The sequence below is a fragment of the Methylotetracoccus oryzae genome (assembly GCF_006175985.1).
GTDB classification, from domain to species: Bacteria; Pseudomonadota; Gammaproteobacteria; order Methylococcales; family Methylococcaceae; genus Methylotetracoccus; species Methylotetracoccus oryzae.
The window spans coordinates 162534-178791 of the sequence record NZ_SRSH01000011.1; the positions used below are offsets into that span (position 1 = coordinate 162534).

Consider the following 16258-nt stretch of genomic DNA (forward strand, 5'->3'; position numbering starts at 1 on the left):
TGCTGCTCCCGCGACGATCGAGCCGGATATGACTCGCTGGCCACAAGTCTAGTCCGCGGAATGCCGGCCGGACTGGGCGGCCTCCTTGCGGATGTCGACCGGGTCCACCGTAACCGAAAGCGGCTGCACGGGCAGGAATCGTCACCCGTCGGCTCCTCTCGGAACACGGCAGTCAGCTGTCGCGGCCCAGGCCCCACGAGGTCCGCGCTGGCCCGACGTGTCGCTCCGTGGTCTAATGCCGCGATGTCGTTGCCGGTATCCGTCATCCTGCCCACGCTCAATTGCCGCGACGCCCTGGCTCGTCACCTCGATGCGGTCGGCACGTGGCTCGCCGAGGTCGAGAGCGTCATCGCGGTCGACAGCCAGTCATCCGATGGCACGGCCGAACTGCTGCGCGAACGACTGTCACCGTTGAATGCGACGATCCTGTCGACGCCGCCGGGGCTTTATCAGTCCTGGAATGCGTCCATCGCGCTGGCCGGAGCACCCTGGACCTATGTGTCGACGATCGGGGACACGATCAGTCGCGAGGGAATCGGGGAACTGCTGGCAAGCGCGGAACGACTCAATCCCGACGTGGTCGTTTCTCCCCCGCGGATGGTCCAGGAAGACGGCTGCACACCTGCTGCCGTGCGTTGGCCGATTCACGACCTGGGAGAGGCCTTTGCCGTCGATGAGGGTCCACGCCTGCTGACACGGCTCGAAACCATTATGGTGCTGTGCAGTTACGTGACGGGTTCCGTGCTTGGCAGCAGCGCTGCCAATGTCTACCGCACCGAATTCCTGCAGCACCACCCGTTTCCGGTCGAGTTCGGACATGCCGGGGACACCGCCTGGGGCCTGCAGAACTGTGCGCGGTTGCGGCTGGCCATTCACCCCAGATGCGTTTCGAATTTCTGTCTGGGGTGGCAATTCAAGGAATCCCATCCGCGAGACCAGCGCGAGCTGTTTCTGCGCTTGAACGACGAAGCGATCGCCGCGCTGGCAGCGGCCGCTCCCGAAGACGCTGAAATCCGCCTTGCCCTGGGGTGGCTCAAGGCGCTGGTTGCGAACAAGGCAGTGCTATGGGACTGGCTGGCAGCACAAGGCGACCTCGTCGAGCAGCACACGCGGCTGCGCGCCTACCTCGACGAGGTCGAGGCCGAGAAAGCCCGTAGCCTCAAGGCCCGCTTCAAAAGGCTGATCGGCCGATAACCGGCCGACCCGCCGGAGAAGAGAACCGTCGGCGACCGTTCGGGAGTTCAGGCTGCCCGCCCGGCCTCGCGGCGCTTGCCGAGCCCGCGTGCCTCGAATGCGACGACGATCAGGAAGAGGCCGATCGCGATGGCCCACGCGCCGATGTACCAAATCACGGCCATGGCGCCCGCTCCGGGGCGGGCGAGCATCAGCACACCAAACAGCAGCGATGCCAGCCCTCCCAGCGCCATCATCCACTCCCCTTCGATCTCCTTGCGCACCTGGATGGCCAGCGCGATGCGCATCACTCCGGAAGCGATCGCCCATGCCGCGATGTAGATCAGCAGGACTAGTGTCGTGATGTCAGGGGCCTGGAACGTGATCACACCGAAGGCGATGCCGAGCAACCCTTCGAGCAGCAACAGCCACCAATTCTCGCTGTGCGAGCGGATGCGAAGCGCATGATAGACCTCGACCACGCCGTCGGCGAACGCGAAAGCCGCGAACAGAAGCACCAGCGAAGCCAGTGTCAGCCCCGGCACCACGAAGGCGCCCAGCCCGAACAGCAGAGCCAGGATGCCGCGCAGCAGCAGTAGCCACCAGTATTGTGTCAGCGATTGTCCGAACATCGATCCCGTCCTCCTGTAACTCGACATGTCTGGAGGCCGTGATCTTACACGGGTTGACCCGGCAAGAGTCTATCCCCCGCCGAGTCCCGTCGCTGCACCTTCAGGCTTTGCGCTCGAGAAAATCCATATAGCCATAACCTTGCATCGGCAAGTGGGCTCGGGAAACCTCCGGCAGCGACAGTGCCAACGCTCGCACCAGGCGCAGGACTCGCTCGTCCCGCAAAGCCGGCGTGTCGCCGTCACGAAGATGGTCCTCCCAATCGATGAACTGGAGCTGCCCCGCGGACTCATAGGAGCCGATCCGTCCGACTGCCTGACTCCGCGCCTTGAGTGCCGCCCAGGCACCCTCGCCGAAACCTTCGTTGCGGGATGATTCGGTGCCCTGCAGCGCCGACCGTACCGCAAACCAGAGAGCCTCGGTAGGCGGAAGGTGAGGAACGAGGTCGTCCTGAAACTCGAAGCGCCAGGCACTTCCCGCCAACACGGCTTCGAAAGCGTTTGCGAAGGTGTGATTTCCAGCCCGCGGCGCGGCGAAGGTATGGACTGCGGCCGGCCTGAGTCCGTGCCCTCCCTCCGCCAAACGCAAAGCGGCGAGTTGCGCCAGCGCACCGCCCTTGCTGTGACCGGTGAGCAGCAAACGGCGCCCCTGCGCGACGGCGAGCCGGATCCGGGGCAACAGTTCCCCGAGGCCACCGGCTCCCCACCACAATGCATTCAAGGACTCTGCATACCCCTCGTGCACGTAGCCCGGCACGCCAATGCGGTCACCCGCGACCAGGTGCGCTCGCGCATTGTTGAGCCAGTCCGCGAATATCCGGTCGAGCCGATCCCGATCGGCCACGAGCCGCGCCGGCAAGGTACCGCGGAATGCCAGAATGGCGGACTCGTCACTCTCCACGTACAGAAACGCATCGATGCCGGCCCGACTGGAAGACTGATGGGCGCAAAAGGAGGCCGGTTCGAAGTCCACCGCCGCGGCCAGCCTGGCGATCACCTCGCGGGACAGCAGCACCGGCGGCGTAATTGCCAGATCATCCGGCGAGCGAACGTCCGCCGTCACGCCATAGGCCAGATTACAGGCGCATAGCAAACGACGGGCGGTGAGCAGGTCCGCTAGCGCCACGACCTGACTCGCGCACTGCGCACCATCGATACGCTATCATCCACTCGTGGTCTCACCCGTTAACCCCGCGTCATCAACCTAGCGGCAGCGCCACCGGCACAGGAAAGGATCGTCATGGAGCCCGCCCAACTGGTCGTCTGGGCAGAATTCATCGGCTGCATCGTGGCCATTGGCCTGGCCGGCACCCGGCTTTCCCTGTACGGCGACATTATCGCCGAAAAGACCGGCCTCTCCGGGAGCTGGATCGGGCTCGTTCTGCTCGCGACCGCGACCTCCCTGCCCGAGTTGATCACCGGTATCAGCTCGGTGACGCTGGCCAATGCGCCGAATATCACGGTTGGCGACGTGCTCGGCAGCTGCGTGTTCAATCTGTCCATACTCGTGGTCATCGACTTCCTGTCCCGGGATGAATCGATCTACCGACGCGCCCGCCAAGGGCATGTGTTGTCGGCTGCCTACGGGATTGCCCTGATCTCTTTCGTCGGCGCCAATCTCCTGATCGACGGCAAGATTGTGTTGCCGACACTGGGTCACGTCGGCCTCTACTCTCCCGTCATCGTCCTGCTGTATTTCGCCGCGATGCGTTCCATCTTCCTGTACGAGCGGGAGCAGATGTCGGACTTCGTCGAAGACGTCACCGAACGCTATCCGGCGGTTACGCTGCGCGCGGCAAGCCTGGGGTATGTCGTCGCCGGAAGTATCGTCGCGGCCGCCGGTGTCGCCTTGCCTTTCGTGGGCGCCGATATTGCCGCCATGATGGGCTGGAGCAATTCCTTCGTCGGCACGCTCCTGGTCGCCGCAACCACCTCGCTGCCGGAGCTTGCCGTAACGATTGGCGCCCTCAGACTCGGGGCAATCGACATGGCCATCGCCAATCTCCTCGGCAGCAATCTGTTCGACATCGTCATCATCGCGATCGACGACGTGGCGTTCCTGCCCGGCCCCATCCTGTCCCATGTCTCGCCTATCCACGGCGTCTCGGCGCTGTCGGCCGTGATCATGTCCAGTCTCGCGATCGTCGGGCTGTTCGGCCGCACCGGCAACCGCGTGTTCGGCACCGTCGGCTGGGTCAGCCTGGGGCTCTTCGCCATCTACGTGCTGAATTCCCTGGGGCTTTATCTGCTCAGCGAATGATCGCCCGGAACGGCCCGCGCCCTGGCCGGTCGCTGCGCGTCATCCGATCGCGCGCCCCGCCTCCACGGTGACGTCTGTCGACGTCGGCGGGCATTCGACTCAGTTTGCTGCAATCGCTGCTGCCAGCACTGACGCATAGCGCTCCACCGCCCGCCCCTCGCGCAGGAACAGGCGCGGTACGACCAGTTCGCATTCCAGCAGGCGCCAGCCCTTCCCGTAGGGAATCGCATCGACCCGGCCGTAGTGCAAATGGCCGAAACGCTGCACGATCACTGCGTGAGCCTGCTCGGCCCAGGCGATATCGGCGGCATCGACTTCACAGACGGCGTTCCGTCCGCCATAGAACTCGTGTGCCAACCAGCCCCCCTCCGCAACGGTCTTTCGTATGGCATGACTGAACGCGCCCCCCAGGAACACGAAGGACACTTCGCCATGATGCTGGATCTCGGGCAGAAAACGCTGGACGCATACTGCACGGCCGGCAAGCGCCTGACGCAACGTCGCATTGGCTGCGGCCAGACCGAGCAGCGTCGGCTGCGTCGGTATGCCGGCCGCGAACAGTTCGATGCCCATCGGGGTTTGTCTGAGACGAAACGTCTGCCAGCTCTTGGAGGAAACACAGGGCTTGACGACCAAATCGAGCCAACCCGTTGCACGCATGACCGACTCCAGTGTCCAGTCGTTGCCTGCGGAGATCCAATGCGTGGGAACCAGATCGATACCGGCCTCTGCCAGACCCGGCAGGTAAGCGGCTTTGTCCAGCGTGCCCCTGGCCACCGCGAAGGAGTTAATGCAGATGGCGGGTGCCGTCCGCCGCGTCATGACTTCGAGTTTGTCCAGGAACCCGCCATCCAGGTGATAGCCGCGGCATTCGCGCACATTGACCGCCGCGTACTCATTAGGGTCCCAGGTGTCGAGACGATCCAGATGGACCAGTTCGCAGGCGATGCCCCGTGCCGCCAATGCCGTTCTGACCGCCGGAAACTCGTCGTGCGTCTGCCCCAGGTGGGCAAAGGCGATTCTCGCCAACATACGTTGGGATGACTCACTGTTTAAGGTAACTGCGATGGATCCGCAGCGGCCACGCTCCCAGCCTATCGCATAAGTGCCAGAGGAAGCACGCACCGTAAGCGCAGCACAAAGGAAAACCTATGCCTTGACGCCTAGGCAGTGGAGCCTATTGACCGCCCTTCCTCACGGGCGCATGGTCGTAGGTGCTGGCACCGGAGATCACAGGACGCTGGCCGGAGAGGCGCGATGCGCCCACACAGTTCCCAGCCGAAAGGGTTAGGCGGATCGCCCGAAACGCCCGCGGGAGACAATAATGAACATCAACAGAACGCGCCAGAACCGCATTACTGGCATCCTCGTCGCCTCAGCCTTGGTCTCCGGATGCGCCACCACAGCGCCAGAAGCCCACTTCACGCATACCCCACCTGCGGGCACGGTCGTCGACAGCAACGATACGGTCACCATAACGGTCAGCGCGAAGCCCGGCATCGCGCTGATCCAACAGGAACGCGACCGGTTGTCTCAGCGCATCGCCGCGCGGATCGACACGCTGAAACAACGGAACGCCGCGGCGCAAGAACCCCAGCCCTACCGGATCGAGGTATTGCTCACGCGCTATGACAAAGGGAACGCCCTTGCCCGACTTATGCTGGCGGGACTGGGCCAGATTCATATCGATGCGCAGATCACGCTGTTTGCTCTGCCACAGAATTCGCGTCTGGCAGATTTCAACGTCCAGAAGACATTTGCCTGGGGTGGAATCTATGGCGGCAGCACCACGATCGAGACCGTAGAAGAGGGCTTTGCCGAGGGCATCGCCGAAGCGTTGACGCAACCGCAGCGGTAAGCACTGGAGGTGCGCGCAACATATCCGGTATGCGCACCTAACGTAGCCCCGACGCACTGACCCTCGCCCCGCCCAGCGGGCTCGTATCGATGTTCAAGTTGCCACCATACGCACTGGCGATCGACGCGACAATGGCAAGACCAAGCCCGTGACCGGGCGCGGACGGATCGGCACGCTGCCAGCGCTGCGGCAGGCGACCGGCCAACTCCGGTTCGATGCCCGGTCCGTCGTCGTCGACGATGAGTTCGAGTCCGTGCTCGTCATCGGACACGGCGCGCACTGCGACCCGCGAGCGAGCCCACTTGAAGGCGTTGTCGGCGAGGTTGCCAAGCATCTCCAGCAGATCGCCCGCGTCACCGCGGAACATGAGCGCCGGTTCGATCTCGATTCGGCATTGCACACCCTTACCGGCATAGACCTTGTGCAGAGCCGAGATCACCTGGTGCGCTGTCTCTGCGACCGCAACCGGCTGCGCGAGGTGGGTGCGCCCCGAAGCGGCCGCGCGTTTGAGCTGGTACTCGATGATGCGGCTCATGGCGTCGATCTGCTGCTGCGTCAGATCTTTGGCCAGCGGTCGCGCTCCTGCTCCATCGAGTGCCCCGCGGAGTACGGCCAGCGGTGTCTTCAGACTGTGCGCAAGATCGCCAAGCGCGTCGCGATAACGGGACAGATGAGCCGCTGCCTGATCGAGCAGTGCGTTCAGGTTCCTGGTCAGTCCTTCCAACTCCCGCGGGTAATTTCCGTGGAGCCGATCGGCCCCACCGGCTTCGATGCGCCGCAGGTCGGCCTCGACGCGCCGCAGCGGCGCGAAGCTGCGACGCAGAATGAGACCTTGCAGGACCAGCAACACCAGAGCGGCACCGCCGAACCAGTGCCATAGTCGGTGGCGGACCTTGTTCATACGCGCGTAGTAGTAGCTTTCCTTGTCGTCCAGCGTCTCGGCGAGTTGCAGCAGATAGGGAATCACAGCGCGGCTGCGCGGCTTCTGATAGCGGATGTCGACGCTGAGTACGTACAGCGCGGGGCCGTTTCCGGGTTCGACCGGATCGAGGCGCGCAGTCCAGAAGTGATCCGGGACCGGCCATGGGATGGAGAGCGCCCGGGCCGACTCCGACAACCAGACTTCCCGGCCATCCGTCCGGCGGATCAGACGCGCGTAAAGGCCCGAATGCGGCTCAGACAGCTTTTCGGTCAGCGTCTGCGGCAGCGACATCAGCCCGTCCAGATGCTGGTTTTCGATGCCGGCGCGCAAGGTCTCCGCATTGGCCTCGAGGCCGTCGCGCATCGCCGCTTCCGCGCTGTCCCGAAAACCGCGGTCCAGCACGACACCTGTGCCAATCAGGAAGAGGCCCAGCACCGCGCTACCAATCAACATGGCACGCGCCTGCAGGGAATAGCTCATCGGGGATGACCGGCGAAGCGGTAACCCCGGCCTCGCAAGGTTTCGATCGGTCTAAGCCGGTTGTCCGGATCGAGTTTGCGGCGGACGCGGGCGACGAAAACTTCGATGACATTGCTGTCGAGCTCGAAATCCTGGTCGTACATGTGCTCGGTCAGCGTGGTCTTGGACACGACCGTGCCGGCATGCAGCATCAGGTACTCCAGCACTTTGTATTCCTGCGCCGTCAGTTCGACCCGCCGTTCTCCAACATGGACCTCCTGCGCGGCAAGATCAAGCCTGACGGGCCCGCGCTCAACCACCACGCCCGACACGCCTGCCGCACGCCGCAACAGCGCCTTGATGCGCGCCGACAACTCCTCGAAATGAAACGGTTTCGTCAGGTAGTCGTCGGCGCCGGCATTCAAGCCTTCGACCTTGTCCTGCCAGCGGTCCCGGGCCGTCAGGATCAGGATCGGGAATGCCACCCCCGAAGCGCGCCAGCGGCGAATCACGTCGATCCCGGAAAGCCCGGGAAGGCCGAGATCGAGGACCGCGAGGTCGAAAGGAACCGCCTGCCCGAGAAACCAGCCGTCCTGACCCTCCCGGCTGCAATCGACCGCGTACCCCGCGTCGCGCAGACCGGATCCGATCTGCTGGACCAATTCGACATCGTCTTCGATCAGCAACAAACGCATGATGGGAGGCTTAACTGCTGGAACACCGGGGACATTTCGTCGGGACGGCCTGGCTATCCGATTTCGCGGCAGCCCAACCCTCTAACGTTGACCCAATTCATGGCCGATCACCGACCCGATTACCGACCCGCCGATGATTGCGGCCGGATGGCCGTGACCCACCTCGTTTCCGACCACTCCACCCATGATGCCCCCGGCAATCAGGGGCAGCGAACTGTGTTCATGGCGGCGCGGCGGGCAGTAATCCCCCCGCCGGCCGTAAATCGGCGCTGGGCGGTACAGAACAGGCGGCGGGACGTAGACCGGGTACACCGGAATTCCATGCCTGGGTCTACGGTAACCCTGATCATGACCGTGATGATGACCATGCCAAGCGAAGTGCCCGTGCTGAGCGTGCGCCGGCGCCGCCGGGCTGGCGATGATACCCGCGCTGAAGACGATGACAAGGCTGCGTTTCATTGACCGTGCTCCGTTACGAATCTGAAGTTCCGGCCGCAACGCAGCCGACGCAAAGACGATAACGGGAATTTGCTGAACGGAAGCTGAACGGTTCCGCAGGTCCGTGATGGACGCTTTCGTTGGCTGGCTGGAAAGGCCCTGATGCGGGCTGGGGTCGAGGCCTGCTTGCGGGGGCGCCGATCAGCGCATCCGCGGGCCGTAGCGCACCCTCAATTCCTTGGCATAGGTCCACGCGTTGCGCCGGCCGTACCCGCCAGCCCATCTCGCCCGACCACCGGCAACCACGGTGATGACCGTTTCGTTGGCAACAGTTCGTGCTTCGGCTGCGCTTTTGGCGAGAGTTGCTCCGGCCCGGTCCGTCACCGGGTTAACACTCCATCGGGAGCCCCGTGGAATCCGGAACTTTACGACGAAGTCGGGCACGATTCTGTCCGCCAGGGTACCCTGCTTGACAAAGGCCGCGAAGGGCTCGATTTCGCCATTGGGTGCCACCGCCAGCGCTCTCGACGCGCAGGCGGCAGTCAATATGAGGACCGCCGCTCGGGCGAAAAGACGGGGCCTGATACGCATGCAGTCCGTGGTCTTCACGCAATCCCCGTCGTTCACAACAGATCGGATCTCACAACGAACCGGGCCGCACGCCACGGACATTCGTTTCAGCCAAAATCGAACTGAGCGCTGACCACCGTGGCATTGGCCTGAACGACGGCGATCAATGTCAGTTCGGTCGCGGCGATCGGGTTATCGCTGCTGATGCCGGCATCCGCCTCGGTGTAGAGCCACAGCGCAGCTTGGCTGCTCCCGCTGACATTGTCGTTGATCACCAGCAACGTCTGTTCGCCCTGAGTGACGGTAAGGTTGAACTCAGCATTGAATTCGGCGGCCACAGCCGCCGCGTTGGTCAAATCGACCGTAGCGACGCCGTCGTTGGCTGTGCCAGCCAGATACAAGCCCTCGACGCTCCCGAGATCAACCGCACTATTGCTGTTGTTTGAGGTCGCACTCAGCCCGAAGCTAAGTTGGCCGTCGTTGTTCGCATCAAGGAGTGTCCTCAGCACGCCGGTGAAGTCGATGGTATCGCGTTGCGTTGCCGTCCCGGTGCTGTCGAAACGCAGGATCGATTCGCCCAAACCGCCCTCCTGAGCGTCGCTATATACGATACGGTCCACGAGATTATCGTTCGCGGCGCCGGTATCTATCGTGTCAACGCCACCGCCCCCCCAGAAGGTATCGCCGCCGGCACCACCGTTCAGCGAATTGGCCGCATCGTTGCCGAAAAGGAGGTCGGCGCCGGCACCGCCGGTCAGATTCTCGACACCGGAGATCAGATCGAAACCGGTGGCGGCACCGGTTCCGAGGTTGACACTGACACCGGCGCTGGTGCCGGCATAACTCAGGCTGTCGATGCCCACCCCCATATCGAGAACGACGTGTTCGATTCCGGTAACCGAGCCTCCGGCCAGGAAGTCGACCTGTCCACCCGTCACCCGCACCGCGAGCGATTCGTTCGAGAGGGTGCCGTTGGCAATGAGCGTGTCGGTTCCATCACCACCGGATGCGAGATCCGCGCCTTCTCCAACGGTGTAGAGGAAGGTGTCATCGCCCAGACCACCGTAAAGCGAGTCGTTGCCATTCCCCCCGCCCAGAATGTCGTTGCCATCGCCGCCGTCAACGATGTCGGCACCTGCACCGCCAAACAGGCTGTCATCACCTGCCTCACCGTTCAGGGTATCGTTGCCGGCCTGTCCATACATGACATCGTCCCCGCTTGTCCCGTTCATCGCGTCGGCAGCCGAGGTTCCGGTGCGGATCGTAAACGCTTCGTCATGGAACCGATCCGTCGGATCGGTCGCCCGCAGGTTGAGCGTGTAGGTCTGCCCCGCGCCGAATGCCGAGTTGCGCGTGACAACACCGTTCGTCAGGGAAAAACCGGGGCTGCTCCCGGCGAGCAGGACGTAGCTGAAGTCCGAAGAGTCTTCGTCGGTTGCCCTGAGCACCGCAAGCGGCTCGCCCGCGGCGGGGAGGCTCCGATTGTTGGGGCTCGAGCCCAGCCACCGAATGTCGGTGGGCGCAGATGCTGTGACGTCGGTATGGCCGTGAACGATGACGGTCACCTGTTGTTCGGTCCCATCGCCCGTGACAACGGTAAAGGTATCCGTCAGTTGTTGCCCGTCGTCCAGCGCACCGACAGTGGCGTTGTTGTTATCGAGGACATAGGTCCAGATCCCCTCTTCCGTGATCGTGAAGGAGCCGTAGCCCAGATCGCTCGCAGTGGGCGATGCTACGGTAACGAAGCTCGACGGACCGTCCGGATCCTCCACGCTCAGGGCACCGCTCACCGAGCCTGGAAAGCCGTCCTCCGACACCGTGCCGGTGATATCGCCGCTAATCACGGCTGGATCATTGACCGCAGCCACCTCCACGGTGACCAACGCCGGCTCGCAGAAGGCGGCCCCATCGGTAACCGTATAGGTGAAATCTGCGGTACCGTTGAAGTCGGCATTCGGCGTAAAAAGCACGCTCCCATCCGCCTGAAGGACTGCCGTCCCCCCGACGCCTGAAGCCACGCTGGCAATCATGAGCGTATCGCCGTCCGGGTCAGTATCGTTGGCGAGCAGTTCCGCAGCGGTGAACACGATGGGCGTATCCTCGACCGCCGCCAACGTGTCCAGATTCGACGTGGGGGAAGAATTCACGCGCAGCCCCACGTATCCAATTGGGGACGAACCCGCTAGACCGGCGTTGATGTCCTTCAATAGTGTGGTGCCGGCGGTGGTGCCATCCGTGATCCACAACTCCGCCCCGCTGCTGCCATTGTTCGCACGGAACAGAGCCGTGCCGTCACCGAGCGCCGTGATGTACTGAGGGGCAGAACTCCCCGCACCGGGATTGATGTCCTTCACCATGAGCGTGCCGGCGCTGGTACCATCCGTGATCCACAGTTCGGCCCCGCTGCTGCCGTTGTTGGCGCGGAATACGGCCTTGCCGTCACCGAGCGCCGTAATGTACTGGACGCCCGAACCCGACGCGCCCGGTGCAATGTCCCGGAGCAGCATCGTGCCACCTGCCGTGCCATCCGTAATCCACAGTTCGGCGCCGCTGCTGCCATCGTCGGCCGTGAACAGCGCCTTGCCATTACCCAATGAGGTCAGATTCAAAGGGAACGAACCGGTGGTCCCGGTGCGGATGTTCGTGACCAGATGCGTGCCCGCGGCGCTGCCGTCCGTGATCCACAATTCACTGCCGTTGGTGTTGTCCTCGGCGGCGAAGAGCCACTTGCCGCCGCCGAGCGCGGTGATGCTCGTCGGATTGGAACCCTCGGATCCTGGAAGTATGTCACTGACCAGCGTCGTGCCGCCCGCGGTTCCATCCGTGATCCACAGTTCGCTGCCCGCCGTGGAGGAGCTTGCGTTGAAGAGCGCTCGCCCGTCGCCGATCGGAATGAAGCTGGTCGGTGTTGATCCAGGCGTGCCGGTGAAGATGTCACTGACCAGAATCGTGCCGGGTTCGGTACCGTCCGTGACCCACAGCTCCCGCCCGCTAACGCCGTCCTCCGCGGTAAACAACCAGAGCCCATTACCGAGCGCTGTGAAGTTCTGCGGTGACGAACTGCCGGTCCCACTAAACAATTCCTTTAGCAGCCGTGTACCCGTATCGGTGCCGTCCGTGATCCACAACTCGGCACCCGTATCGCCAGTCGAGGCGGTAAAAATCGCATGCCCATTGCCTAAGTCCGTGAAATTCTGAGGCAACGATCCGCTGGTTCCGGGGCCGATATTCTTGACCAGCTGCGTTCCAGCCTCGGTTCCATCCGAGATCCAAAGTTCTCGGCCGTTGCTTGCGTCCGTCGCCGAAAAAAGAATCTTATCTTGCCCGAACGTCGACAGATAAAGGGGCACTGACCCGGATGAACCCGGATTGATGTTCTTGAGCAGTTGAGTGCCGGACGTCGTTCCGTCCGTGATCCACAATTCGGTGCCGTTGGTTGAATCGGATGCCTGGAAGATCCAGCGGTTGGCCTGAACGGACATGAAGACTCTCCGGAAGACTGCGTATTACTTGAGTGTTGAAGTAAAGGATGATCGTGGGTTCTGACCAGCGCCTTCTGTTAGCTGGGGTGGTGCGCTGGAGCCCAAACCGGGCACATGCGGATTCCCTCGTCGTCGTCATCCCGGCACCTACCCGCTGGCGCTCCTCGATAGACGGTGAACATGGCTCCGGGCCGTGGCGTGCTCGATGTCCATCGCCCAGGAACACCTGACACACAGGGCTCTAGCGGCGTCACGATCCAATCCGAAACAGCACGCCGTCGTTGTCGATCAGCATCTTGATCAGGTCCGGGAGTGTCGGGAACTGCTGATAGGGCAACAGCCTGGACGTAAACCCATCGCCGACTCGCACAATCAGGTCGGCTGGCCACTGGCGGCCGTCCACGCAAACCCGCACGGTGTCATCCACACGGTCGCCCGTTCGTTCAAACGCGATGCTCTTGCCCCGGTAGACGAATCGCTCGATGCCGGCAGAAGACTCGACGCCACGCCCACTGTCGACCGGCGCGTCGCAAAGCGATCCGCCGTCCGCCGCGGCGACGCTCAACCAACCGAAACAGGCTAGCTGAAACAGCCACTTCCGCTTGCTCACGCCAAATCGCACAAGGATCGGGTCACAGAATGAAAAAGCGGCCATCTTCATCCGCCAGCCGTTTGACCAGGTCGCGTGGGTTCCGATACGTCTCGTACGGGAGCATATGTGAGGCATAGTGTTCTCCGACCCGCGTGAAGATATGCGTGCTCTTCTCGTGGCCATCGATGGAAAGGGTTTCGCACTCGGCCGTCCGTTTACGGAAGAGCCGAGTCCGACCACCGCGATGCAGCACCTTGAAACGCCTTCCGCGGTAACTGAAAGCATCCAGCACCGTGGCCGGCTCGGCGTTCGTCGGCCCACTTCCATGGAGGTGGCCATGGTCATGTGTCGCCGGCGTTGCCTGAACGGTCGTCTGTTCTTCCACGGCGTTTGCCGTCCGGCGAAAAGTCGCCGTCGCGACACCAAGTGCCGTGAAGATGCCCGTGGTACGAATAAAATCTCTGCGCTTCATAGGCTTTACCTAAGTTGCTTCGGTTATTGGCTATCAGGCGTAGCTGTCGTAGGCGACGTCGCTGGCCTCCAAATCCAGGACTTCGTCTATCGTGACCGGCAAAAACGTGTGGCTTAGCTGATCGTAACGGTTATGACTCGGCGGACCTTCGCCGTTCGGCGCGTAATTGGTCATCCCGCGCACCTGTTGCCACGCAGCCCAGTACCGGTCAACGTTGCAGTGATGCAGCCAGAAGACCGGGTCGTTCGGCGACGTTCCGGGCAGCATGTCACCTCCAATGATGTTGTGAACGGTGTTATGACGACTTTCGAGCATATTGCGGAACCCGGTGGTGTTGAGCTCGTTCCACGGATAGACGTCGTACACGGCATTGGCTCTTGCCCGCACATTGGGTACCGCAGGCATCGCCGACCCTGCCCGGAAGTTGCGCAGGATGCCGTCTCTCGGCACAAACGATTGGGTGTTGTTATTCCAGATGATGGATGTCCAGTGCGCGAAGGGCCCGTCGATCACCCGGCGGCCCTGTGTCGAGGATCCGTTATGGCCGATCCGCTCCCAGACGGCGTGCGTCTGCCAGGTATTGCCCATACCGAAGAACGGGCAGTAGGGAATGGCGAGCGGCTCAGGCGGATTGCTTGCATCGTAGTACGCGTTGTGCAGCGGTCCCCAGGGATCGAACTCGGGGCGCTGTAGATCGAGTTCCAGATCTCGCAGCGCTACGCGGTGCCAAGGGAGAAAAACCGGCCCGCGATGAGCGGCATTGCGCTGCGTCCCGGTCTCACCCGGAAAGAGCGTGAGTTCCATCATCGACTCCATGTGCCGCTTGGTGAACAAGTCATACAAGGACATCCCCGTTTCCGGGTCGATAGCTGCCTTGTAGGCGTTCAGCGCGTCTACGAACCGCCGCCATTGGTCATCGGTCAGAGTGGTGATGTCTCTTCGAATCGTCGTCATGCAGTTGTCTCTCCCCGCTGCGTTCGAGAAATGGCGCCTATCCCACGTTTACCGCGGTGACCGTGCCGTGCCCCGAAACCACCGGGAGGCTCCGATCCACGAGCTGCGGCACATGCCAACGTGATTGTTTGTTTCCAGGGCGGGGCCAGGGCTTGGTCTCGGGTTTCCCGTTGTTTGCCATCACGCCCACCACATTTCCTGTAGCCACATCTGAGCAAGCGGCGCGCCAATATTTTTTCCCACTGTTTTTATTATTCTTTTTCGCCTACATCCAAGCCCATGTAGCTAGACTGTAAAATTTCTCGACGGCTGCTCTACCCGTTTCGATCTACCTCTATAGGACCGTTGAGGAACCTGCCCGGGATTCCCTGGGGGTCGAGATTTCAATCGCCCACCCGGACGTCGGGATGGTCCGAGACTACGCGCCGAAGCCCAGGCCAAGCGGGGCCGCGCAGCCGTCTCAGGCCACAAGCACTGGGCCGTGGCTTCGCGTGCCGACGTACCCCCTCGTGAACACAGACTCACCGCGAAGACTCAGTACTCTGCCAGCAGCCCTGCGAAACCTGACCTGTCCTTAAAAGGGGGCTTGCAAGCGCCTCATTCGCTCGCCGCCTCACACATACGTGTTTTTACGTATTGCCGCTCGGAGCGGCCTAGGTTAGGGAACCTCTGAACAATTCCGAGTTGACGCGCAAGGACGCATCCCGCGGAGAATCAGGCGTCGAAAATGGACTTTAGTGACGCAAATTCCGCGTTTGAGAGGGCGATTTCCGCCCGGATTCGCCCGTTGGGGCGGATGCCGGGCGCACGTCGCCCGTCAGATCATCAAGGCATGCCTCTTGAGATAGATGTTGGTAAGCCCGATCAGGGTAAACACCTGGGCGGCGTTCTTGGCCAGGCCCCGGTAACGCGTCTTGGTGTAGCCGAACTGCCGCTTCATCACGCGGAACAGATGTTCAACGCGGCTGCGAAGCGACGACATCTTCCGGTTCCGGCGCTTCTGCGCCGACCCCAGCCGGCGTTTCGGACGGGCCTTCAGGGCCACGCCCCACACGACACCCGCTTGCCGCGCGGCCCGCTTGTAGGTGTCATTGACGTAGCCCGCATCGCCGATGACGATCCGGTCATCTTCCCGCAGGAGATTCGGCAGTTGACTGATGTCGGCGGCATTCGCCGGGGTGACCGACACCGTGTGCGCCACGCCGCTGTGAACATCCGCACCCACGTGCACCTTCATGCCGAAGTACCACTGATTCCCCTTCTTGGTCTGGTGCATCTCGGGATCGCGCGTCTTGGTCTTGTTCTTCGTCGACGGCGCGGCATGAATGATCGTCGCATCCACCATCGTGCCGCCCTTGAGCAGCAGCCCACGCGCTTCCAGCACGTCGCTGATGGTATTCATCAGCTTGGCGGTCAGTGCATGCCGCTCCAACAAGCGCCGGAACTTGAGAATCGTGGTTTCATCGGGCAACGCATCGTCGGCCAAGTCCAGACCGGCGAAGCGCCGCATCGATTCGATCTCATACAGCGCGTCTTCCAGACCGGGGTCGGACAGCGCATACCATTGCTGAAGGAAATACAGCCGGAGCATCGTCGCCAACGGGAACGGCTGACGACCCCGCCGCCCCGCGGTCGGGTAATACGGTTCGATCACCGCCAGCAGTTCCGACCAGGGTACCGCCTGCTCCATCTCGGCCAGGAACTTCTCCCGTCGGGTCTGCTTCTTCTTCTGGTCATAGGCCAGCGAGGCGAAG

General features: G+C 62.6%; 15 protein-coding genes. 3 read left to right on the forward strand and 12 right to left on the reverse strand.

Annotated features, from left to right (window positions below):
- Nucleotides 1–249 precede the first annotated feature (249 nt).
- Nucleotides 250–1194, forward strand: a complete 945-nt coding sequence (locus tag BWR02_RS12800) for a glycosyltransferase family 2 protein (RefSeq protein WP_162560134.1) — start codon at nt 250–252, stop codon at nt 1192–1194.
- 47 nt (nt 1195–1241) lie between these two features.
- Here BWR02_RS12800 and BWR02_RS12805 read toward each other — a convergent pair whose 3' ends face one another.
- Complete coding sequence (locus BWR02_RS12805; RefSeq protein WP_201276253.1) at nt 1242–1805, reverse strand: HdeD family acid-resistance protein; 564 nt, start codon at nt 1803–1805, stop codon at nt 1242–1244.
- Nucleotides 1806–1905: 100 nt separating this feature from the next.
- Nucleotides 1906–2928: a lipase family protein gene (locus BWR02_RS12810; RefSeq protein WP_162560135.1), complete on the reverse strand. Its 1023-nt coding sequence runs from the start codon at nt 2926–2928 to the stop codon at nt 1906–1908.
- Between the two features lie 114 nt (nt 2929–3042).
- On the opposite strand from BWR02_RS12810, the gene BWR02_RS12815 reads away from it, so the two are divergent.
- The gene (locus BWR02_RS12815; RefSeq protein ID WP_139558148.1) at nt 3043–4062 is read left to right on the forward strand and encodes a sodium:calcium antiporter; all 1020 of its coding nucleotides are present in this window, start codon (nt 3043–3045) and stop codon (nt 4060–4062) included.
- Nucleotides 4063–4161: 99 nt separating this feature from the next.
- On the opposite strand, the gene BWR02_RS12820 is transcribed toward BWR02_RS12815, so the two are convergent.
- Nucleotides 4162–5094 (reverse strand): ATP-grasp domain-containing protein, encoded by a 933-nt coding sequence (locus BWR02_RS12820; protein ID WP_139558149.1) that lies wholly within the window; start codon nt 5092–5094, stop codon nt 4162–4164.
- A 292-nt stretch (nt 5095–5386) separates the two neighbouring features.
- Between BWR02_RS12820 and BWR02_RS12825 the strand changes: the two genes are divergently transcribed.
- Complete coding sequence (locus tag BWR02_RS12825) at nt 5387–5920, forward strand: DUF4410 domain-containing protein (protein ID WP_139558150.1); 534 nt, start codon at nt 5387–5389, stop codon at nt 5918–5920.
- A gap of 37 nt (nt 5921–5957) precedes the next feature.
- Here BWR02_RS12825 and BWR02_RS12830 read toward each other — a convergent pair whose 3' ends face one another.
- The 9 genes from BWR02_RS12830 to BWR02_RS12870 all read right to left on the reverse strand — a co-directional run.
- Nucleotides 5958–7322 carry an ATP-binding protein gene (locus BWR02_RS12830; RefSeq protein ID WP_139558151.1) on the reverse strand — a complete coding sequence of 455 codons (1365 nt, stop codon included), beginning with the start codon at nt 7320–7322 and terminating at the stop codon, nt 5958–5960.
- Nucleotides 7319–7996: a response regulator transcription factor gene (locus BWR02_RS12835; protein WP_139558152.1), complete on the reverse strand. Its 678-nt coding sequence runs from the start codon at nt 7994–7996 to the stop codon at nt 7319–7321. The genes BWR02_RS12830 and BWR02_RS12835 overlap by 4 nt, the downstream gene beginning before the upstream one ends.
- A gap of 81 nt (nt 7997–8077) precedes the next feature.
- Nucleotides 8078–8455, reverse strand: coding sequence for a glycine zipper 2TM domain-containing protein (locus BWR02_RS12840; protein ID WP_139558153.1), 378 nt, complete (start codon nt 8453–8455; stop codon nt 8078–8080).
- A 180-nt stretch (nt 8456–8635) separates the two neighbouring features.
- Complete coding sequence (locus BWR02_RS12845) at nt 8636–8947, reverse strand: hypothetical protein (RefSeq protein WP_139558154.1); 312 nt, start codon at nt 8945–8947, stop codon at nt 8636–8638.
- A gap of 164 nt (nt 8948–9111) precedes the next feature.
- Nucleotides 9112–12486, reverse strand: coding sequence for an ELWxxDGT repeat protein (locus tag BWR02_RS12850; protein ID WP_139558155.1), 3375 nt, complete (start codon nt 12484–12486; stop codon nt 9112–9114).
- 250 nt (nt 12487–12736) lie between these two features.
- Entirely contained in the window at nt 12737–13096 is a 360-nt protein-coding gene (locus tag BWR02_RS12855; protein ID WP_139558156.1) for a hypothetical protein, read from the reverse strand.
- A gap of 22 nt (nt 13097–13118) precedes the next feature.
- Nucleotides 13119–13550 carry a hypothetical protein gene (locus BWR02_RS12860; RefSeq protein WP_139558157.1) on the reverse strand — a complete coding sequence of 144 codons (432 nt, stop codon included), beginning with the start codon at nt 13548–13550 and terminating at the stop codon, nt 13119–13121.
- 33 nt (nt 13551–13583) lie between these two features.
- Nucleotides 13584–14504 carry a tyrosinase family protein gene (locus tag BWR02_RS12865; protein WP_139558158.1) on the reverse strand — a complete coding sequence of 307 codons (921 nt, stop codon included), beginning with the start codon at nt 14502–14504 and terminating at the stop codon, nt 13584–13586.
- A gap of 817 nt (nt 14505–15321) precedes the next feature.
- Nucleotides 15322–16258: IS5 family transposase (locus BWR02_RS12870; RefSeq protein WP_236102214.1), on the reverse strand; the 937-nt coding region annotated here is incomplete at its 5' end.

Coding starts and splice junctions, on each gene's coding strand:
- BWR02_RS12805 (WP_201276253.1), bottom strand. CDS start 1,805: ATGTTCGGACAATCGCTGACACAATACTGGTGGCTACTGCTGCTGCGC.
- BWR02_RS12815 (WP_139558148.1), top strand. CDS start 3,043: ATGGAGCCCGCCCAACTGGTCGTCTGGGCAGAATTCATCGGCTGCATC.
- BWR02_RS12820 (WP_139558149.1), bottom strand. CDS start 5,094: ATGTTGGCGAGAATCGCCTTTGCCCACCTGGGGCAGACGCACGACGAG.
- BWR02_RS12825 (WP_139558150.1), top strand. CDS start 5,387: ATGAACATCAACAGAACGCGCCAGAACCGCATTACTGGCATCCTCGTC.
- BWR02_RS12830 (WP_139558151.1), bottom strand. CDS start 7,322: ATGAGCTATTCCCTGCAGGCGCGTGCCATGTTGATTGGTAGCGCGGTG.
- BWR02_RS12835 (WP_139558152.1), bottom strand. CDS start 7,996: ATGCGTTTGTTGCTGATCGAAGACGATGTCGAATTGGTCCAGCAGATC.
- BWR02_RS12840 (WP_139558153.1), bottom strand. CDS start 8,455: ATGAAACGCAGCCTTGTCATCGTCTTCAGCGCGGGTATCATCGCCAGC.
- BWR02_RS12850 (WP_139558155.1), bottom strand. CDS start 12,486: ATGTCCGTTCAGGCCAACCGCTGGATCTTCCAGGCATCCGATTCAACC.
- BWR02_RS12860 (WP_139558157.1), bottom strand. CDS start 13,550: ATGAAGCGCAGAGATTTTATTCGTACCACGGGCATCTTCACGGCACTT.
- BWR02_RS12865 (WP_139558158.1), bottom strand. CDS start 14,504: ATGACGACGATTCGAAGAGACATCACCACTCTGACCGATGACCAATGG.